The organism is Cellulosimicrobium sp. BMG9.22, from assembly GCF_059159975.1.
Map to the genome: position 1 here is coordinate 25,609 of NZ_JBZGBY010000010.1, position 18,507 is coordinate 44,115.

Genomic DNA, 18,507 nt, shown 5'->3' on the forward strand with positions numbered 1-18,507 from the left:
CTCGGGGGGTTCACGGTCAGCGCTCGCCCGTGGGAGGCCACGGGCCGGGAGGAGCATCATGGCAGGACGAGAGCCCGATCCCACCGATCGGCAGGATCCGGCGCGTGCACCCGGTCCCGAAGGTCTACGAGACACGACGTCGCCCGAGTACGCCGAGAGGCTGGAAGAACTCGAGGGCGCGCGCTGGAAGCGGCTCCTCGATGTCCAGGCTCCCTACCGCTGGAACCTCCGTCGGCTGCTCGGTCACCGACGGACGCTCGACGTCGGGTGCGGGATCGGAAGGAACCTGCGCAACCTGGCGCCGGGGAGCATCGGGGTCGACCACAACCCCAGCTCCGTGGACTTCTGCCGCGCGAGAGGGCTCGAGGCTTATCTGCCGGACGAGCTCGAGGCGCTCACGCCGCCGCTCGACGCGGCCTTCGCCGGGATCCTGGTCGCCCATGTGCTCGAGCACCTGGAACCGGGAAGCCAGAAGGACTTCATGAGCCAGTATCTCCGCTACGCAGCTCCCGGTGCGCAGGTCGTCGTGATCTGTCCGCAGGAGCGCGGCTACGCGAGCGACGCTTCGCATACCGACTTCGTGAACGGCGACCGGATCGCCGCGATGTGCCGAGATCTGGGACTTACCGTCACACGTTCCCTGTCCTTCCCGCTCCCGCGCGCCGCCGGCAAGATCTTCATCTACAACGAGTTCGCCGTCGCGGCGACCGTGCCGTCCTGAGGGAGCGGCCTCGAAGCCGGTCGCCGCCGCCCAGGAGTCTTTCCCGCCATGAGAGGATCTCGCACATGCGCGGAATCATTCTCGCCGGCGGCTCCGGGACCCGGTTGCACCCCATCACGCTCGGTGTGAGCAAGCAGCTCGTGCCCGTCTACGACAAACCGATGATCTACTACCCGCTCTCGACGCTGATCCTCGCGGGGATCCAGGATGTACTCGTCATCACGACGCCCCACGATGCGGAGCAGTTCCGACGACTGCTCGGCGACGGCTCCCAGTTCGGCATCTCGATCGAGTACGCGGTCCAGCCCGAGCCGAACGGTCTCGCCCAGGCCTTCGTCCTCGGTGAGGAGTTCGTGGGCGACAACTCGGTTGCCCTCGTCCTGGGGGACAACATCTTCTACGGGCCGGGTCTCGGCGCGCAGCTGGTCCGGTTCGGCGACATCGAAGGTGGCGCGGTGTTCGCCTACCGCGTCTCGGACCCCACCGCGTACGGGGTGGTCGAGTTCGACGACGCCGGAAAGGCCCTGTCGCTGGAGGAGAAGCCGACGGCACCGAAGTCCAACTTTGCGGTCCCCGGCCTGTACTTCTATGACAACGACGTCGTCGAGATCGCCAAGTCCCTGCACCCGTCCGCACGCGGAGAGTACGAGATCACTGACGTGAACCGCGAATACCTTCGCCAGGGGCGCCTGCACGTCGAGGTCCTCCCCCGGGGTACGGCGTGGCTCGACACCGGCACGTTCGATTCTCTGCTCGAGGCGTCGGACTACGTGCGGACGATCGAGAATCGTCAGGGCCTCAAGATCGGGTCGCCCGAAGAGGTCGCGTGGCGGCGCGGGTTCCTCGACGACAACGGGCTGCGATCGCGAGCGGAGGCGCTCGTGAAGTCCGGCTACGGCTCCTATCTCCTGGGCCTCCTCGACGAGTGAGCGACAACGGGCGGCACGCGGCGCTCTGCGACGTTCATCCGCCGTCCCGCGTTCACCCCACGACCGAACCGGCCGCCGCCGCCCAACGCTCGTCCCACGGCCCGATCGGCTCGACCCCGGCGGCGCGCAGGGCGTCGTGCCCGAGCACCGAGTAGCAAGGTCGCGGTGCCGGTCGCGCGAACGCCGCGCTCGTCGTCGGCGTGACGGCCGCCGCGTCGAGGCCGGCGGACGCGATGGCAGCTCGCGCGAACTCGAACCACGTCGTCGCGCCGCTCGACGTCCCGTGGTAGATGCCGCCAGGCGCGCCGGCGTCGACGAGCCGGAGGACGAGGTCGGCGAGGTCCGCCGTCCACGTGGGCTGGCCGTGCTGGTCGTCCACCACGGAGACCGCACCGCGCTCGCGGACGAGCCGGACCATCGTGGATGCGAAGTTCGGACCACCTGCGCCGTAGAGCCACGCAGTGCGGACGACCACGTTCCGGGGGTCCGCCGCGAGGACCGCCCACTCGCCCGCGGCCTTCGTACGGCCGTACGCCGAGATCGGCAGGACCGGCGCGTCCTCGGCAAAGGGCGCGGTCCCGTCTCCGGCGAAGACGTAATCGGTCGAGATCTGGACCATGAGGACGCCCTGCTCCCGGGCCGCGCGCGCGATGTTGGCCGCACCGACGGCATTGACGGCGAAGGCGGCCGGCTCGCGCGACTCCGCCTCATCGACCGCCGTCCAGGCGGCGCAGTTCACGACCACGTCGGCATCCCGGACCGCCCGCAGGCAGGCCTCGTGATCAGTCACGTCGAGCTCGTCCCGGGCGACACCGCGCACCGCGCGGCCTGCCGCAGTGAGCGCCGAGACCAGGTCCTGGCCCAGCATCCCGTTCGCGCCGGTCACCAACCACCGGGCCCCACCTGCCATCGGCTTCTCCTTCACGTCTGCCCGGCCCCTTCGGCGCGTGCCTCGTGAAGGATAGCCGGTGCCCCCGGACGGGTAGTGTGGCCGGGTCCCGATCAGAAGGAGAATCGAATGGACGTACGCGCACTCTCGATCGACGGCGCCTGGGAGCTCACTCCCCGCCAGCACGGCGACGACCGTGGCGTCTTCCTCGAGCTGTTCAAGGCCACCGTGTTCGAAGGGGCCACCGGTCGGTCGCTCGACCTCCGCCAGGCCAACATGTCGATCTCGACACGAGGGACGCTCCGAGGAGTTCACTTCGCCGACGTGCCGCCGAGCCAGGCGAAGTACGTGACGTGCGCCAACGGCGCCGTCCTCGACGTCGTCGTCGACGTCCGCGTCGGGTCGCCGACCTTCGGCCAGTGGGACGCGGTGCTGCTCGACGACGTCGACCGGCGCGCGGTGTTCCTTTCCGAAGGCCTGGGGCACGCCTTCCTCTCCCTCGAGGACGGCTCGGTGGTCACCTACCTCTGTTCGGCTCCGTACGCTCCCGGACGGGAGCACGGCATCACCCCGCACGACCCCACGGTCGCCGTCGACTGGCCGACGGAAGGTCGGGACGGGCGTCCGCTCACGTACGAGGTCTCGGCGAAGGACGCCACGGCACCGACGTTGGAAGACGCGGCCGCGGCAGGCCTGCTGCCCACGTACGACGCGGCGACGGCCTTCGTCGCCTCCATCGGCCTGCGCGACCGACAGGACTGAAGGCGGGCGGGTGCGCCCGGGGTCGACGGCTGCTCGGCCCCGGGCCGTCCGGGCTCCTCAGCCGTCGGTGGGCTCGCTCGCACGCTCGCGCAGCTCGCCCACCTCGTGCCGCAGCAAGGCGATCTCCTCCGTCAGCGTCCGGTTGCGGTCCTCGATCGCTGTGAGGCTGACGCTCAGCTGGATGCACACCAGGAGCAGGACCACGAGAGCGATGACGAACACGAGGTTGATCGGCGTCGCGACGCCGACGATCCCGGCGAGGGCGAAGGCGAGACCCGGGAAGAGCACGAGCACGACGACCGCGAGTGCAAGCACGATCCAGATGCCCGCGTACTTCTCGCTCACGCGTCGACGTCGGAGCAGGGAGAGCATCGAGACGACGAGAACGACGGCGACGAGGGCCGCGAAGAGATAGGCGGTCACGCGAGAGGCTCCGGCTCCAGTGGTTCGGTCGGTCGAGTGAGCGCGACGACGAGAGCGACGACGGCCCGGAGGAGGAACACCCCGGCACGGAAAGGACCGTGCGAGGGGGTCCCGGCAGCGCGCGGTCGCATCTCGACACCCTGCTGCTCGATCCGCAGCCCGGCACGAGTCGCGATGACCAGCGCTTCCACGGTGTCGCCGAGGTACTCGGCAGGGTAGTTGGACGCGAAGAGTCGGATCGCCCGTCGGTTGCTCGCCTTGAACCCCGACGTCGTGTCGGTCAGTCTGGTCCGCGTCACCCGTGAGAGCACGGCGGAGAGCAGCCGCATCGACCACCTGCGGGGGCCCCGGGCGGTGTAGGTCCCGACGCCCGCGAACCGAGCACCGATCACGACGTCTGCAGCGGATTCCTCCATGCGCCGCAGCAGCGAGACCACCTCGCGCGGGTCGTGCTGGCCGTCGGCATCGAGCTGGACCGCGTGCTCGTATCCTCGCCGGAGGGCGAACTTGTACCCGGCCCGCATCGCACCCCCGACGCCCAGGTTCGCGGGGAGGTCGAGCACCTCCACGCCGCAGCGCGCCGCCACGTCCGCGGTGTGGTCGGACGAGCCGTCGTTCACGACGACGACGTCAGCGTCCGGCAGCACCTCCCGAACCTCGCGCAAGACGCCGGGAAGCGCCTCCTGCTCGTTCCACGCGGGAATGATCAGCAGCAGGCCGCGTGGAGAAGGCGATGGCATGGGCGCGAGTCTATCCATTCCGGCGGGTTGGCGTGGACGCCTGCCGAGCAGGTACGGTCCGGACCGTCGCCCGTCCCGCGCGAGCCGGACCGCCGTCCATATCGAAGGAGCCGTAGTGCAGATCGACGTCGTGATCCCGTACTGGGGCGACCCCGCACTCCTCGAGGAGGCGGTTCGCTCGGTCCTCGCTCAGACTTCGCCCGACTGGACCCTGCTCGTCATCGACGACGCCTACCCGGACCCTGGGCCGGCACGCTTCGTGCAGGGCATCGACGATCCTCGTGTCTCGTACCGCAGGAACGACGAGAACGTCGGCCTCATCGAGAACTTCCGCCGGGCGGTCAGGTCGGCCACCTCCGACTACGTCATCGTCATGGGCTGTGACGACGTCCTCGGTCCCGAGTACGTGGCCACCGTCCAGGAGACCGCGCGGCGGCACCCGGACGTGGACATCGTGCAGCCCGGCGTTCGGGTCATCGATGCGTCCTCGCGCCCGCACCGCCCCTTGGCCGACCGCGTCAAGGCCGCGATGCGCGCCCGGTGGGAGCGGCTCCCGGGCCCCTTGTCCGGTGAGCCGCTCGCCGCCTCGCTGCTCCACGGCGACTGGCTCTACTGGCCGTCGCTCGCGTTCCGGACGACGACGGTCCAGGCGGTCGACTTCCGGGACGAGTACCGCATCATCCTCGATCTCGCGCTCATCGTGGACCTCCTCGACCGCGGGGCGACCCTCGCGCTCGTGCCGGACGAGGTCTTCTCGTACCGCAGGCACGCGGAGAGCGTCTCCTCGGACTTCCGCAGCGGCGAACGCTTTCGTGGCGAGCGTCGGTACTTCGACGAGACGGCTCGGCACCTCGCCCGACGAGGATGGCACCGGGCCGCACGCGCGTCCAGGATGCACCTCACGTCTCGGGTCCACGCCCTGACCCTGCTGCCCGAGGCCGCAAAGGCGCGAGACGGGCGCTTCGCGCGCGAGCTGGTGCGGCACGCGTTCCAGTAGGGACCTGCAACCGATCCGTCAGCCGGCGTCGGAACGCCCGGAGAGCGCCTTGCGAAGTCCGACGAGGTGGACCACCAGTCCGAAGTACGGTCCCACGAGGAGCGCGGTGACGACCCGGACGGTCATGTCCCAGCCGCTGATCAGGACGACGATCGAGACCGCGAGCGCGACGAGCCACCCGGCGACGAAGAGCCCGTGACGCTTGAGGGCCTGGCAGAGTGCGGCGCTGATCGTCAGGAGCGCCGTGCCCGCCGACGCGAACGTCATCGCGCCCAGCTCGGCTCCCCCGACCCGGTAGTCGGGACCGAACAAGACCTGCATGAGCGGAGGTCCCACGAAGTACGCCAGGGTTCCCCCGAGCGCTCCAGCGAGCAGAAGCACGCCCGCGACCCGCAGGAAGAGCCTCCCGGCTCCGTGCCGCTCCCGGACGAAGTGCGCCACGATCACGCTCTGGAACGAGGTCAGCGGGACCATGATCGGAGCGCGCGTCAGGGAGATGGCCAGCATGAGCGGCGCGGCGGTCGCGTAGACCGCGGCCGTCGTAGTGAGCGACGTGAGGACGGGGAACCCCACGAGGAGCACGGCACTTGCTCCCGACGCGATGGCCGCGACCGCCGCACGGCTCAGGAACGCGGTCGCTCTCGCGTCGACCCGAGAGCGCAACGCAGCACGGGACGCAGGCGAGACGGCGAGCATCACGACCCAGGCGGTCGCCGCGGCTCCCGCAGCAGCCGCCAGAGTCACCACGCCGGAGAGCCAGATGCTCACGAGCGTCACCATCACGACGCGCCCCAGAGCCTCGAGGGCGATGACACCTGCGTACGCGTCCCAGCTCCCCCGACCCGACAGCGCGCCCATGAGCGAGGCCTCGACGGCGTACGCGGACGCCGACACCGCGACCACGAACGCGAGCGAGACATGCCCCGGGCCGAAGATCGCACTCCCCCACCAGGTCGCCGTCGCCATCAGGGCCATGAGGACGAAGACGGCCACGATCCCGGCCGTGGTCGCGACGCGGGGCGCCCTGAACCCTCTCGGTCCGTCGAGCGACGCCTGTGCGACACCACGGGCCGTCTCGGTCCCGACACCGGTGAGGACGCCGTAGGTCGTCAGGAGCGCCGCCCAGAACGTCACGAACAGCGCGTTGTCCTCGAGCGTCAGGGTGCGCGCCCCGATCGCGAGGAGCACGTAGCCCGCCACGGCGCCGGCGACGGAAGCCGCGGTGATGCGCACGCTCGAACGTCGGCCGAGAGGGCGCCGGCTACCACGCTGGGGGGGCACGACGTCCCGGGCCGTTGGGTCGCTCACAAGTCTTCCCGGACAACGTCGTAGACCGCGAAGTCGGTGCCCGCCCAACGCACCGTAGTGTCGTGGGCGAGGCACGGGACGTCGAGCTCCTGGCCAGAGGCGACCTTAGAGAGCTCAGGAAACGTCTCGGCCAGGACGCACGGGTCGATCCGGACCCAGATCTGGTCGAAGCCGTCGGTCGCCACGTCAGTTTCCTGCCCGGGTGCAAGCGTGAAACCCAGATACCCGCCACCCCGGTTCCACGCCTCCTCGAACTCCCGCTCCGGGTCGATGCGCAGCCACTCCTCGACGACGGGGCCAGACCGCTGCAGGCCGGACAACGCAGGCACCCCGTTCGCGAGCATGACAGGCCCGAGGACGCCGGAGTCACTCACCCAGAGTGCACCTTCTGCGCGAGCCCGCTCGCCCTCTGCGGCGAAGTACTCCGATGTGTCGGAGCCGCGCAGGTCAGCAAGGCCGAGGAGCAGCGGGTTCGCGCGGTACACCGGCACCGCCGCGAGGAGGACGGCCACACCGATCGCCCACCATCGGTCGGGGAAGCGCGTCACGAGCGTGGCGACGACGGCGACGCCGAGCGCGGCACCGACGATCGTCCACGCGCTCGCCCCGGGCAGGTAGGTCTGGCGCAGGAGCGAGACGGCGTAGACGGTCACCGCTCCCGCGACCGCACCGACGGTCAGCGCGACCCTGAGGTTGGAACGGGGCAGCCGGGACAACGCGAGGCACACGAGCAGGATCCCCAGGATGCCCACGACCTGGGCGGCACGGACCGCGGGGACGCTGCTGAGGATCGGGATGCGCGAGCCCGCCCCGTACAGCGACACGGTGACCCACCCGAGCCACACGACGGAGAAGGCGACGAAGGTCCAGACCACGGGTCCGATCGCCCGCGGCCGCAGCGCGCGGTGCGCCACCACGAGCACGGCGACGCACACGAACGCGACCGTGAACGACGTCGAGAGCTCGCTCGCGTTGGTCCCCGTGGGATCCCCGAACTGGAGCGGCCCGAGGCCCGGGGCGCCGAACAGGAGCTGGTACGGCTGCGCCTCCGGGCCGGATCGGCGTGCGCCGGGATAGACCGTGCTGAGGAGCGCCGAGATGCTGTCGCGGAACTCCCACAACGTGCCCAGGCCGAACACGACGGCCGTCCCGCCCGTGATCCCGGTCGCCAGAAGCCGCGGGCGCCAGGACCCACGGCGCGTCATGACCCAGAGGGTCGTGGAGACGAGCACCGGCAGCCCCAGCACGATGGACCACGGCACGTAGTACGACGGCATCCCGGCGACGAGGATCCCGCCCAGGACGGACAGCAGGACGGGCACGACGCGCTGCCCTCTGGCGAACCGGTGATAGGCACAGGCCATGAGGGCGCACCCCGCCGCCGTGTAGGCGAACGCCCGCACCGGGATCATCGACCACCAGGCGACGGCCGGCGAGAGCACGACGAGGAAGGCGGCGAGCCACCCCAGACGCCTGGAGTAGCCCAGCGCGTGGAACCACACCGGCAGCGAGACTAGGAGGAGGACGACGGGGCTCCACCACCGGAGCGCGAACACCGTCGCGTCCGGCAGCACTCCCGCCGCCTTGAGCAGGGTGGCGTCGAAGAACGTCACGGTCGAGAAGAAGCCGCCCGAGGAGTATCGCTGGACGAGTCCCGCGTCGGCACCGAGCGGGCTGAGCGTCGGCTCGTCGTGGGTCGTCATGATCGACAGGTCGATCGGCGTGTTCGCGTTGTACTCGTCGGACCGGATGGCGCGCGGCGTCCCGACCTGCGTGACCTCTTCGCTCGAGCCCTCCTGGGTGAGGTGCCCGATCCCCATCGACGACGACGTCACGCCCGCGAGGACGAGGCCGGCGAACAGCGCGAGCACCACGAGCATCAGCCATCGGTCGTCCCGGACCAGCCATCGCCCTGCACGACGTGGGTCTGCGTGACGGCTCATGGATCGGATCAGCTCCTCGTGGGGCGGAAGACAGGTTCGGGCGTGACACGCCGCGAGCCAGAAGAGTTTCGCACAGCCGACCGCGCCTGGGCGCCGCGCTCACCGGGCAACAGTGCCCCGCGGAGGTATCGTGCTCGTGGTGGGCTAATCGTGCGGATCTGGGAGGACCACGTGGCGGAGCTGACCCGTAGGACGTTCGTCGTCGCCGCCACCCTGGGGGCCGCGACCCTGGACGCCGTCGTCCCGACGCCAGCCCCGGCCGCCGCCGCGACCGGTGCCCGCGCGGGCGTGCGCGTCCTCGCCGTCCGTCACCCCTGGACCGACACGCTCCGGCAGGACCTCGACCGGTTCACGGGACCGGCGGGGACGACGGCGTCCCTGACCGAGGTCGACACGTCGCCGGGCGGCCTGCTCTCCCAGGGGACCACGGAGGCGGACGTGATCATGTACCGGACCCTCGGCGAGGAGGACCTGCTCCTCACCGCGGGCGTTCTGCGGCCGGAGTCCGCGGCATCGCTCGAGGCCGGTCCGGACGCCCCTCCTCTCGTCGCCGCCGCGGCCGAGAGGTCCCGGCTCGGGGTCCCCGTCGCGCACGGAGCGCCCGCGCTCTTCGTCCATGAGAGCCTGCTGCACGAGCTCGGCGAGGTCCGGCTCGACACGTTCGACGACCTCTACGCCGCGGCCTTCCGCCTCAACCTCCCGGGAACCCGCGCCGGCGTGGTGATGAGCGACGAGCTCGCGGTGCTCACCCCCGTGCTGTACTCGTTCGGCGGGGCCGTCGCCGAGAACGGGAGGTCGGTGCTCGGCTCGGTCGCGTCAGGCGCCATGTTCTCGTACCTGGGGCAGCTCCTGCGCGACTGCGCCGCGGGCGGGGCCTCTCTCCTGCCGCCCGACGACGCGGTGGCCCAGTTCGTGGCAGGCGGTGCCGGGATGCTCGTGGCGGAGGGCGACCTCGAGCCGGCGATCCGGTCGCGAGCCGGTGCCGAGGTCGCCATCCGACGCCTCCCCGTCCCCGCGGGTCCCGACGGGAGGGTCGTCTGCGACCTGCCCACGTGGAGCATCGGTGTCGCTCGCCGCGCGGCCGATCCCGCTGCCGCACAGGCGTTCGTCGAGTGGGCCACCGCGCGGGGCACCGCTGCGACGGACGACGACGCCGGCGTCCCGGTCGCGTCGCTCGCCACCGGCGGCGCGCTGGCCGGGCCCCCGGTCGGCGCCGACACCGGGCGGGCACCCGAGGACGACCGCTCGCTCGTCGCGGGCACCACGGGAGATGCGGTCAGGGCTCCCCTCGCCGCCGCCGCGGGCGGTACGGACGCGGCCACGGCTCAGGAGTCGTCGGCACGGCTCGTCGACTCGCTTCTCGGGACGTCGTGACCGCACCCGGCCGCGGTGCGACCGGGCGGTGGGAACGACCTACGAGTTCGCGCGCGCGTCCGCGATGAGGTTCTTGAGCGTCCACCGCTCGACCCAGACGACCGGTACGCCCGCCTGGACCAGGTTGTTGTACTCCGCGCGTGAGCTCAGCTCGACCCACCCCCCGTTGTGCCCGAAGACCCCGTATGGGGTCCGCTCTCCCGCTGCCCGGTAGATGATGGCCATCTCGTCTCCTCTCCAGTCCCGCAGAGGCGGGGGAAGCCGGCGTGCCGAGTCCAGCAGGCCACCGAACTGGCCCACCCTCAGATCACCCGGGCAGACCTTGCCCGTCGGCCCCCAGACCTCACCGTTCGGCACGCGCCAGGGTTCGTTTCCGTAGCGGTGCATCCCCACCCCGACCGCCTCGGGGTGGGAAGTCCTCATGTCGCTGATCGGCAGGCTGTAGTACTGGCAGAGCCACACGATCAGCGGTGCCAGCGCGGACAGCTGCGCCGCGGTCCAGGCGCCGTCACCCCGGCCCTGCGTCTCGATCCCGATGCAGCTCGCGTTTCCCTCGCGCTGGGTCCAGGCGACGCGGTCGGTGTCCACGTACTGCTCGACCCGGCCGGAGTAGGTGACGTAGAAGTGGCTCGACGCCAGCGCCGCGGGGTTGTTGAACCACCCGTACAGCGACTCGGCCCCACCGGCGTCGACGTGCAGCACGACCGCTCGCGTCCGTGTCCGGACGCCGCCGACGTTGTTCGAGATCGGCATCCAGTGAGCACCTGGGTAACGGGCCATCGGACCTCCTCCTCCGCGAGGCTACAGGCGGCCCGGGCTCCGCGCGCGGAGCAACGCGCGGCGCGGGCGCCCTCCGCCGGCGTGGTCGACGGGGGCGCTCGGCGTCACTGACCCGTCGCGGCGTACTTCGCCTCGACCGCGGCCTTGCGAGGCCGCCACCATGCCTCGTTGGCCCGATACCACTCGACCGTCGCCTCGAGCCCGGAGCGGAAGTCCGTGTACCGAGGCGTCCAGCCCAGCTCCTCGCGGAGCTTCGACGCGTCGATCGCGTAGCGCATGTCGTGACCGGGTCGGTCCGCGACGAGGTCCAGGTCGTCGGCGGGTCGACCGAAGATCTCGAGCAGCGTCTCGACGACCTCGCGGTTGTTCCGCTCGCCGTCCGCACCGATGAGGTAGGTCTCCCCCGGCCGGCCGGCCTCGATGATCCGCCACACCGCCGTATTGTGGTCCTCGACGTGGATCCAGTCGCGGACGTTCTGCCCTGCACCGTAGAGCCGTGGCCGCACGCCGTCGATCAGGTTGGTGACCTGACGCGGGATGAACTTCTCGACGTGCTGGTACGGGCCGTAGTTGTTCGAGCAGTTCGAGATGGTCGCCTCGACGCCGAACGACCGGACCCATGCCCGGACGAGCAGGTCGCTCGCCGCCTTGGTCGAGGAGTACGGGCTCGACGGGTTGTAGGGGGTGCTCGGGGTGAACTTCGCCGGGTCGTCGAGCTCGAGGTCGCCGTAGACCTCGTCCGTCGACACGTGGTGGAACCGGACGCCGTGCCGGCGGACGGCCTCGAGAAGAGTGAACGTCCCGACGACGTTCGTCTCGACGAACGGGGTCGGGTCGTCGAGCGAGTTGTCGTTGTGGGACTCGGCGGCGAAGTGGACGACGACGTCCGAGTCACGAACGAGGTCGTCGACGAGCGCTCGATCCGTGATGGTCCCCTTGACGAGCTGTACCGAGCCGTCGGCGGGTTCGAGCGATGCCTCGTCCCCGGCGTAGGTGAGCGCGTCGAGAACGGTGATCTCGACATCGGGTCGCTCACGGACGGATTGGTGGACGAAGTTCGAACCGATAAACCCCGCTCCGCCGGTCACCAGCATCTTCATCGTGCTACTCCTCGCCATGTCAACGTGCGGCCGACCGACAACTCTAGACGACGTTCGAGCGCGTCAATCTCGCGACCGGACGCGAAGCGCCATGCCGATGTCCGCACCGGTCGCAGCGATACCGACAGGCAGAGGGACGAGCGACCTGCGGTCCATCTCCGGCCACGTGCGCGACCGGAATCGCAGATCAGCCGCCTGGCGCGAGGTGAAGGGAGAGGCGGCGAGCACCGCCTGAGGGCGACGCTTGTAGATCCGGCGCATCTCACCGAGCAGCGTCGCGATCGAGACGGACTGTTGCGACGCGAGGATCTTCACGACCGCGTCAGCACCCGGGACGAGTTCGTCGACACGCTCGAGGGCGTCCAGCACCATTGCGGCGCAGTCGTCGACGAAGACGTAGTCGCGCAGCGTGTCGAGCGGGACGTAGATGCCGATCGGTCTGGCCGTGTAGTGCGCCAGGCACAGCTGCGAGATAAGCCCTTGCGGCTTCGCGAGATTCTGGCCCGGGCCGTAGATGTTGGCGATCCGCGCCAGGACCACACGAGTCCCTACGACCGCAAGCTCGCGAAACCGGTCCTCCGCGTCGAGCTTTGCGCGGCCGTAGGCCGCGAGCGGGCGGGGCTCGCTCTCCTCGGTGAACGGCGGACCTGAGCTGCCGGAGTAGATCCCTCCGGCCGACGAGGCGAAGAGAACGGACCCGCGGCGCGCGACGTCGTCCGGAAGCGATCGGAGCAACTCCACGAATCCCCGGATGACGTCCAGCTCGGCGTCGAGCGCGTCGGACGTCGACGCCGTGACTCCTGCACCGGCGGACCACACGATCCCCCATGCGCCCCCGTCAGCGGCGCGCATGAGCTCGTGGACCGCGCTCCCCAGCTCGTCGAGCACGGACTCGCGCTGGGCCCATCGGACCCGCGCACGCACGCACGGCGCGCCGCGCCGGGAGACCTCGCGCACGACCGCCTTGCCGAGCAACCCGCCCGCACCGACGACGAGGATCGCCCTCCGCTCGCGTGTCATCGACCGCGGGCACGCCCGAGCGGGCCCTGGTCGGGGTCGCTCACGATGAGGTAGAGGGGTCTGCCCATCGCCATGTTCACGGCGACGCCGATGTACTCGGCGACCACCCCGATCGCGAAGAGGATGAGCCCCGTGGCCAGGAGCATGACGACGATGAGCGACGTCCATCCTGCCGGGACGGTCTCGCCGGCGAGGCGTGCGATCGCGAGCACGATCGCGACGACGACGCCTGCCACCCCGAAGCCGGCGCCGACGACGCTGACGATCCGCAGCCCTCGCGTGCCGCTGGAGAGCACCATGCGCCAGAAGTGCGACAAGAGGCGACGCAACGAGTAGCCCGAGCGACGCTCGCCCTCGTCCCGCAGCGTGACGGGCGCCGTCGTGACCGTCCCCGCGACCCAGCCGAGCGCGACGTCCAGGTAGACGCTGGGCCCCGCGTACGCCGCGACGGACCGCCCGATCTCGCCGAGGACGAGACGGTAGCTCTGGTAGAGCGACGTGTCGGTACCGCCCGCCAGCGCCTCGATCACGCGCTTGGCGGCCTTGGAGGTCACGTTCCGGAACGCCGAGTGCGGCGGCTCGTTCGTCGGTGCCGCATAGACGACCGTCGCGCGCGTCGCCAGCGCGGCATCGAGCATGCCGCCCATGTCCGCGGGGTCGTGCTGCCCGTCCTCGTCCAGCGTGACGATCCAGTCCCCACCGGACGACGCCATACCGGCCAGCGTCGCGGCGTGCTGACCGAAGTTGCGGCTCAGCCACACTGGGCGGACGACGTCGAACTTCTCGGCGAGATCCCGGATGACGGCAGCAGAGCCGTCCGGGCCGTGGTCGAAGACCAGCAGGACCTCGGCGACCTGCGCCCGTGCGCCTGCCGGCGTCGTGAAGGGCTCGCAGAGCCGCTCGATCTCCTCGATGAGGGCCGGGAGCGTGCGCTCACCCTGGTACACGGGAACGACGACGGAGATCGTGTGAAGGCCGCCGTCAAGGTCTTCGTTCGTCACGCTGGAGACTATAGTCGTTGGGTTGTCGCCGCCCGTCCGCTTCGGGCACGCCGAGCTTCGAGATGAGGACCCGCACCGATGGTCATGGACCCGGAGCCTGCGACGACGGACGAACCCCGGCCGTCGATGCCAGCCCCGCCCGCGGGGATGCACGGGACTCTCGGCCCTCTCTTCACGATCGTCAAGGACCAGCGGGTCGCCTTCCTCCTCGTCGGCGGCGTCAACACACTGATCGGCACGGCGTGGTTCGTGTTCTTCGAGATGTTGCTGCGCGACGAGCTCGGCAGGTTCGGCTACATGGCGAGCCTCGTGTGCGCCCACGTCGCCGCGGTGCTCTGCGCCTTCGTGCTGTACCGCAAGTTCGTGTTCCGAGTCACCGGGCACCTCTGGCTCGACCTCGCACGCTTCGAGCTGGTGAACCTCAGCGCACTCGGGATCAACATCCTTGCGCTCCCGTTCGTCGTCGAGGTCATGGGGTTCGCACCGATCCCCGCCCAGCTCCTCATCACGTGCGTCACCGCGCTCATCAGCTACTTCGGGCACAAGGGATTCTCCTTCCGGCGCAAGAAGCCGACGAAGGAGCCTGCCGACCCGGCCCGAGCAAGCACATATCCGTTTCCCGACAGGAAGGACGCTCCCGCGTGAGCCCTCGAGTCTCGGTCGTCGTCCCCTCGTACAACAACGGCGACTACATCGCCGCGACCGTACGCTCTGTTCTCGACCAGACCTTCGCGGACTTCGAGCTCGTCGTCTCGGACCACTCCTCGACCGACGACACGTGGGAGCAGCTGCAGGCGTTCGTCGGGGACCCCCGCGTCCAGCTCGTCCGCACCGAGGCGGGAGGCGGCGCCCGGCGGAACTGGAACCGGGTGAGCGAGTTCGCGCAGGGCGAGCTCATCAAGCTTGTGTGCGGTGACGACCTCATCCACCCGAGCATGCTCGCCGAGCAGGTCGCAGCCCTGGATGCGGCGGGACCGGACGCCGTCCTCGTCGCCTCCCAGCGCGACCTCGTCGACGCGCGGGGCGACGTCTTCGTCCGATCGCGAGGACTGGGGAACCTCGACGGCGTCGTCGACGGCGCACAGGCCTTGCGGGCGACGGTGCGCTCCGGCACGAACATCTTCGGTGAGCCCGCGTGCGTGCTCATGCGCACGGACGCGCTGCGTCGTGCCGGCTGGTGGCAGGACCTGCGTTACTACATCGACGCCGGGACCTACGCCCACGTCATGGCGCAGGGAGACGTCGTCGCCCTGCGCGAGTCGCTCGCGTCCTTCCGCGTCAGCGCGAGCCAGTGGTCGGTCCGCCTCATGAAGCAGCAGGCCGCGGAGGCAGCAGATTTCCACCGCATCGCGCGCGGACTAGCTCCCGAGGCGATCACGGAGCGCGACGTGCGGCGAGGTGACCGCCTCGCCAAGATCGTCGCCCTGCAGCGTCGCGCGGCCTATCTCGCGCTGGGTCGCCGAATGCGTCCGGCGGGGTCGACGACGTCCAAGGCCGCCGACGCCACCGACCAGACCCGCTGAACCGCCGGACGGGGAACGGCCCGCCTGGTCAGTGGGTCGCGGAACTCACCCGAGACCGAGAGTCCCGCCGCGTGCTCCACCACGACCACGTGCAGAGCGTCAGACCGAGGGCCAGAGCGGCCGCGAGTGCGCCCAACTGGACCTCCCACAGCGGCGGACGGTACGTCACGACGATGGTCTCGCCCTCAGCGTCCGCAGGGACGTCGACGGTGAGGAGAAAGCCTTCGATGGGTTCTGCGAGGGACGCGCCAGAGACGCGATATCCGGGCCACGCGAGGCGGCTCAACGCCGCCTTGCCGCCCTCGTCCGGAACGTCGACGACGCGCATCTCCACGGTCGTCGGCGTACGCCTCTCGACGTCGACCTTGACCCCGTCGTCGCTCCAGACGACGCCTCCCGCGACACCGACGGGCTCGTCCCGCACCCAGATGGCCGTGGAGCTGCCGTCCTCGACGAGGGACCAGCCCGCGGGCGGGTCGTCCCACACGCCTGGTTCCAGCGACGGCTTGATGAGCTGGATCGTGTCGATCGACAGAAGGTCTACGAGTTGAGTGCTCGTCCCGTCGACCTCGTCGAACAAGGTCTCCAGAAGCTCCGGGCACGTCGCGCCGACGTGGTTCATGCACGTCCTGGCCGCGAACGCCTCGAAGAAGATGGTCGTGTAGACGTTCTGCATCTGGACGTTCGGGTTCAGGTACCACGTGTTGGCGACGAGCGTCTCCTGGAAGATCTCCGACGACGAACCGATGCTTGACGGGTCCCCGACGACGATGCCGTCATTGGTCCCAGCGGCTAGCGGCGCCTGATAGTCGGCCAGCTCGCGCGGGTAGTCGTTCGCACCGCTGGTCTCGCTTCCGTCGAAGTAGTGGTGCTGTACCCCGACGAGGCCGACGGACGCGATGATCGCGAACGCCGCTGCGGCGTTCATCGCCCCGAAGGTCCGCGCGGCACGCCCCGAGCCGCGCAGCAGGCGCAGCACGAGCACGAGAGCCACCACCACGACGACGCCCACGAGCGCGTTGATCCGCCAGTGCGCGGGGAACTGTGCGATCGCCAGGTACGTCGCGGCCACTCCCGTCGCCGCCACAGCGAACACCGTCGACCGGGAGATCACCTGCCGACGAGCACGCGACAGGACGAGGACGAGCAGGAGCACCAGGCCCAAGGTCAGGAACGGCATGAGACGCATGGGGTAGCGCAGAGGGCCGACGTCGCTGGGACCGAGCACGAAGACGAGCGCGACCAGGGTCAGGACGAGGACAGGGATCACGTCCGGCCAGAGCCGCCGCAGGCGTCGTGGGTCGGCGAGGAGGAACAAGGGGAGGATCCACGCGATGTACGCGATCGGACCCGGTGCGAACGTGCCCCACCACCCGGTGACCTGAGCCTGCGCGGTGGGAATGATCGACGAGGCCAGTCCCGTCCCGTCCAGGACGAGGAAGCCGGTGTTCAGGATCGCGTCGGAGTCCCTGACCGTGACCCCCGCGGACAGCAGGACCGGCAGGTAGACCGTCAGCGCCAGCAGGCCCGTGAACACACCGACGACGACGATCGTCACGACGTTGCGCCGCGACCGCTTCACGATCGCCTCAGCGAGGAAGCCAGCGAGGAGCACGAGCAGCATGATCGTCCCGTGGACGTAGCCGATCGTCACGATCAGAGAGGAGAAGAGCAGCGCGATGACGGGTGTTCTGCCCTGGAAGGCTCGCCTCGTCCCCCACCATGCCCAGGGGAGGAGCGCCCACACCATGAGGTTCGTCACCCACGACGGCGCATCCATGTAGAGGGTGAATCCGCCGAGCGGAGCGACCGTGCCTGCGAGTGCGCTCAGTGCCGGCGACACCTGGTACGAACGCGCCAGGAGAAAGACGCCCAGGGCAGCGAGCGTCAAGAAGAAGACCTTCACCAGGGTCGCGAAGACGACCACGTCCGCCGCGACGCTCGCCCCGAGGCCGATCAGCCAGACCAGGGGGTTGTACAGACCCATCTGGCCCTCGGCGATATAGTTGCCGCTCCCCCACACGTCGGGGTTGAGCATCGGCCAACGACCGGCACGAAGCTCCTGGCCGAGGTGGTACCAGTTCCCGTACGCACCCTGCGACGTGTCAGCCGCGTAGTAGTACGACGAGTTGAAGACGAGCGGGAGCAGCGCAGCGACGGCGACCGCGGCGACCGTACCGACCGCCCACCAGAGCGCCCGCCCGTCTGGCGCAGCGTCCGTCCGGACCTCGTCGACCGCCCGCGGGTCGCGCTCCGTCTCGATCACGCCACCGCCTCCTCGCCGCGCATGTGCGCCACGACCGCCGGGCTGTGCCCGTCCATGACCACGCGCCCTCCTTCGAGAAGCACACCACGCTCGCAGAGGCCGGCCACCATGTCGAGGTCGTGGCTGACGATGACCAGTGTCCGGCCCTCGTCGCGCAGCTCGCGCACTCGGGCAAGGCACTTCTTCTGGAACGGCTCGTCACCCACGGCGAGGATCTCGTCGATGAGAAAGACCTCGGGATCCGAGTGCACTGCGACGGCGAACGCCAGGCGGAGAAACATGCCCGACGAGTAGAACTTGACCTCGGTGTCGATGAACCGCTCGATCTCGCTGAACGCCACGATCTCGTCGAACCGTTGCTCGATCTCGTCCTCGCGCATGCCGAGGATCGCACCGTTGAGGAACACGTTCTCCCGGCCGGTGAGGTCCGGGTGGAACCCTGCTCCGACCTCGATGAGCCCGGCGACCCGCCCTCGCGTGCGGACCGTCCCGCGGTCCGGACGCAGGACGCCCGAGATGAGCTTGAGGAGCGTCGACTTGCCGGAGCCGTTGAAGCCGAGCAGCGCCACCGTCTCGCCCTCGTCGACCGTGAGGTCGATCGCGTCGAGCGCCACGAACTCGTCGGCGAGCCGCTGCCGGCGGGCGGCCGACATCGCGAGCTCTTTGAGCGACCTGTTGTGGCGGAGCGTGAAGGTCTTCCGGGCGTCCCGGACCTCGATACTGGTGGTCAT

General features: G+C 70.0%; 18 protein-coding genes. 7 read left to right on the forward strand and 11 right to left on the reverse strand.

The genetic code is table 11. From position 1 onward, the window contains the following. Window positions 1-58 precede the first annotated feature (58 nt). The gene (locus tag AC4H2H_RS09115; RefSeq protein ID WP_494370489.1) at window positions 59-721 is read left to right on the forward strand and encodes a class I SAM-dependent methyltransferase; all 663 of its coding nucleotides are present in this window, start codon (window positions 59-61) and stop codon (window positions 719-721) included. Window positions 722-786: 65 nt separating this feature from the next. Beyond that, window positions 787-1,650, forward strand: coding sequence for a glucose-1-phosphate thymidylyltransferase RfbA (gene rfbA / locus AC4H2H_RS09120; RefSeq protein WP_494370490.1), 864 nt, complete (start codon window positions 787-789; stop codon window positions 1,648-1,650). Between the two features lie 52 nt (window positions 1,651-1,702). Here rfbA and rfbD read toward each other — a convergent pair whose 3' ends face one another. Beyond that, window positions 1,703-2,560 carry a dTDP-4-dehydrorhamnose reductase gene (gene rfbD / locus AC4H2H_RS09125; protein WP_494370491.1) on the reverse strand — a complete coding sequence of 286 codons (858 nt, stop codon included), beginning with the start codon at window positions 2,558-2,560 and terminating at the stop codon, window positions 1,703-1,705. 108 nt (window positions 2,561-2,668) lie between these two features. Between rfbD and AC4H2H_RS09130 the strand changes: the two genes are divergently transcribed. Beyond that, complete coding sequence (locus AC4H2H_RS09130; RefSeq protein ID WP_494370492.1) at window positions 2,669-3,301, forward strand: dTDP-4-dehydrorhamnose 3,5-epimerase family protein; 633 nt, start codon at window positions 2,669-2,671, stop codon at window positions 3,299-3,301. A gap of 57 nt (window positions 3,302-3,358) precedes the next feature. Here the strand turns inward: AC4H2H_RS09130 and AC4H2H_RS09135 are convergent, their stop codons facing one another. Beyond that, on the reverse strand, window positions 3,359-3,724 hold the full coding sequence (locus tag AC4H2H_RS09135) for a DUF2304 domain-containing protein (protein WP_494370493.1): 366 nt from the start codon (window positions 3,722-3,724) through the stop codon (window positions 3,359-3,361). Then, window positions 3,721-4,464: a glycosyltransferase family 2 protein gene (locus AC4H2H_RS09140; RefSeq protein WP_494370494.1), complete on the reverse strand. Its 744-nt coding sequence runs from the start codon at window positions 4,462-4,464 to the stop codon at window positions 3,721-3,723. Before AC4H2H_RS09140 ends, AC4H2H_RS09135 begins: the two co-directional genes overlap by 4 nt. 115 nt (window positions 4,465-4,579) lie before the next feature. Here AC4H2H_RS09140 and AC4H2H_RS09145 point away from each other — a divergent pair, with 115 nt between their 5' ends. Further along, window positions 4,580-5,461, forward strand: coding sequence for a glycosyltransferase family 2 protein (locus AC4H2H_RS09145; RefSeq protein ID WP_494370495.1), 882 nt, complete (start codon window positions 4,580-4,582; stop codon window positions 5,459-5,461). Window positions 5,462-5,479: 18 nt separating this feature from the next. On the opposite strand, the gene AC4H2H_RS09150 is transcribed toward AC4H2H_RS09145, so the two are convergent. Together AC4H2H_RS09150 and AC4H2H_RS09155 are read right to left on the reverse strand one after the other, a co-directional pair. Further along, window positions 5,480-6,694 carry a hypothetical protein gene (locus AC4H2H_RS09150; protein WP_494370496.1) on the reverse strand — a complete coding sequence of 405 codons (1,215 nt, stop codon included), beginning with the start codon at window positions 6,692-6,694 and terminating at the stop codon, window positions 5,480-5,482. A 71-nt stretch (window positions 6,695-6,765) separates the two neighbouring features. Beyond that, window positions 6,766-8,712, reverse strand: coding sequence for a DUF7657 domain-containing protein (locus AC4H2H_RS09155; protein WP_494370497.1), 1,947 nt, complete (start codon window positions 8,710-8,712; stop codon window positions 6,766-6,768). A gap of 171 nt (window positions 8,713-8,883) precedes the next feature. Between AC4H2H_RS09155 and AC4H2H_RS09160 the strand changes: the two genes are divergently transcribed. Next, window positions 8,884-10,086 (forward strand): extracellular solute-binding protein, encoded by a 1,203-nt coding sequence (locus tag AC4H2H_RS09160; RefSeq protein ID WP_494370498.1) that lies wholly within the window; start codon window positions 8,884-8,886, stop codon window positions 10,084-10,086. A gap of 39 nt (window positions 10,087-10,125) precedes the next feature. Here the strand turns inward: AC4H2H_RS09160 and AC4H2H_RS09165 are convergent, their stop codons facing one another. From AC4H2H_RS09165 to AC4H2H_RS09180, 4 genes are all read right to left on the reverse strand, one after another. Beyond that, window positions 10,126-10,839 (reverse strand): N-acetylmuramoyl-L-alanine amidase, encoded by a 714-nt coding sequence (locus AC4H2H_RS09165; RefSeq protein ID WP_494370499.1) that lies wholly within the window; start codon window positions 10,837-10,839, stop codon window positions 10,126-10,128. Between the two features lie 131 nt (window positions 10,840-10,970). Further along, the gene (rfbB, locus tag AC4H2H_RS09170; protein ID WP_494370500.1) at window positions 10,971-11,966 is read right to left on the reverse strand and encodes a dTDP-glucose 4,6-dehydratase; all 996 of its coding nucleotides are present in this window, start codon (window positions 11,964-11,966) and stop codon (window positions 10,971-10,973) included. A 63-nt stretch (window positions 11,967-12,029) separates the two neighbouring features. Next, a complete protein-coding gene (locus tag AC4H2H_RS09175) occupies window positions 12,030-12,986 on the reverse strand; it encodes an NAD-dependent epimerase/dehydratase family protein (RefSeq protein WP_494370501.1) in 957 nt (318 codons plus the stop codon). After that, a complete protein-coding gene (locus tag AC4H2H_RS09180; protein ID WP_494370502.1) occupies window positions 12,983-13,987 on the reverse strand; it encodes a glycosyltransferase in 1,005 nt (334 codons plus the stop codon). Before AC4H2H_RS09180 ends, AC4H2H_RS09175 begins: the two co-directional genes overlap by 4 nt. Window positions 13,988-14,113: 126 nt before the next feature. On the opposite strand from AC4H2H_RS09180, the gene AC4H2H_RS09185 reads away from it, so the two are divergent. Together AC4H2H_RS09185 and AC4H2H_RS09190 are read left to right on the forward strand one after the other, a co-directional pair. After that, the gene (locus AC4H2H_RS09185) at window positions 14,114-14,632 is read left to right on the forward strand and encodes a GtrA family protein (protein ID WP_494370503.1); all 519 of its coding nucleotides are present in this window, start codon (window positions 14,114-14,116) and stop codon (window positions 14,630-14,632) included. Further along, on the forward strand, window positions 14,629-15,510 hold the full coding sequence (locus AC4H2H_RS09190) for a glycosyltransferase family 2 protein (protein WP_494370504.1): 882 nt from the start codon (window positions 14,629-14,631) through the stop codon (window positions 15,508-15,510). Before AC4H2H_RS09185 ends, AC4H2H_RS09190 begins: the two co-directional genes overlap by 4 nt. 28 nt (window positions 15,511-15,538) lie before the next feature. On the opposite strand, the gene AC4H2H_RS09195 is transcribed toward AC4H2H_RS09190, so the two are convergent. Together AC4H2H_RS09195 and AC4H2H_RS09200 are read right to left on the reverse strand one after the other, a co-directional pair. Beyond that, window positions 15,539-17,776, reverse strand: coding sequence for a hypothetical protein (locus tag AC4H2H_RS09195; protein WP_494370505.1), 2,238 nt, complete (start codon window positions 17,774-17,776; stop codon window positions 15,539-15,541). Then, a complete protein-coding gene (locus tag AC4H2H_RS09200) occupies window positions 17,773-18,507 on the reverse strand; it encodes an ABC transporter ATP-binding protein (RefSeq protein WP_494370506.1) in 735 nt (244 codons plus the stop codon). The genes AC4H2H_RS09195 and AC4H2H_RS09200 overlap by 4 nt, the downstream gene beginning before the upstream one ends.

What these genes read in the sequence shown, in the direction of transcription:
- AC4H2H_RS09115 (WP_494370489.1), top strand. Translation starts at nt 59, where the DNA reads ATGGCAGGACGAGAGCCCGATCCCACCGATCGGCAGGATCCGGCGCGT.
- rfbA (WP_494370490.1), top strand. Translation starts at nt 787, where the DNA reads ATGCGCGGAATCATTCTCGCCGGCGGCTCCGGGACCCGGTTGCACCCC.
- rfbD (WP_494370491.1), bottom strand. Translation starts at nt 2,560, where the DNA reads ATGGCAGGTGGGGCCCGGTGGTTGGTGACCGGCGCGAACGGGATGCTG.
- AC4H2H_RS09130 (WP_494370492.1), top strand. Translation starts at nt 2,669, where the DNA reads ATGGACGTACGCGCACTCTCGATCGACGGCGCCTGGGAGCTCACTCCC.
- AC4H2H_RS09140 (WP_494370494.1), bottom strand. Translation starts at nt 4,464, where the DNA reads ATGCCATCGCCTTCTCCACGCGGCCTGCTGCTGATCATTCCCGCGTGG.
- AC4H2H_RS09155 (WP_494370497.1), bottom strand. Translation starts at nt 8,712, where the DNA reads ATGAGCCGTCACGCAGACCCACGTCGTGCAGGGCGATGGCTGGTCCGG.
- AC4H2H_RS09165 (WP_494370499.1), bottom strand. Translation starts at nt 10,839, where the DNA reads ATGCCGATCTCGAACAACGTCGGCGGCGTCCGGACACGGACGCGAGCG.
- rfbB (WP_494370500.1), bottom strand. Translation starts at nt 11,966, where the DNA reads ATGAAGATGCTGGTGACCGGCGGAGCGGGGTTTATCGGTTCGAACTTC.
- AC4H2H_RS09175 (WP_494370501.1), bottom strand. Translation starts at nt 12,986, where the DNA reads ATGACACGCGAGCGGAGGGCGATCCTCGTCGTCGGTGCGGGCGGGTTG.
- AC4H2H_RS09185 (WP_494370503.1), top strand. Translation starts at nt 14,114, where the DNA reads ATGCCAGCCCCGCCCGCGGGGATGCACGGGACTCTCGGCCCTCTCTTC.
- AC4H2H_RS09200 (WP_494370506.1), bottom strand. Translation starts at nt 18,507, where the DNA reads ATGACCACCAGTATCGAGGTCCGGGACGCCCGGAAGACCTTCACGCTC.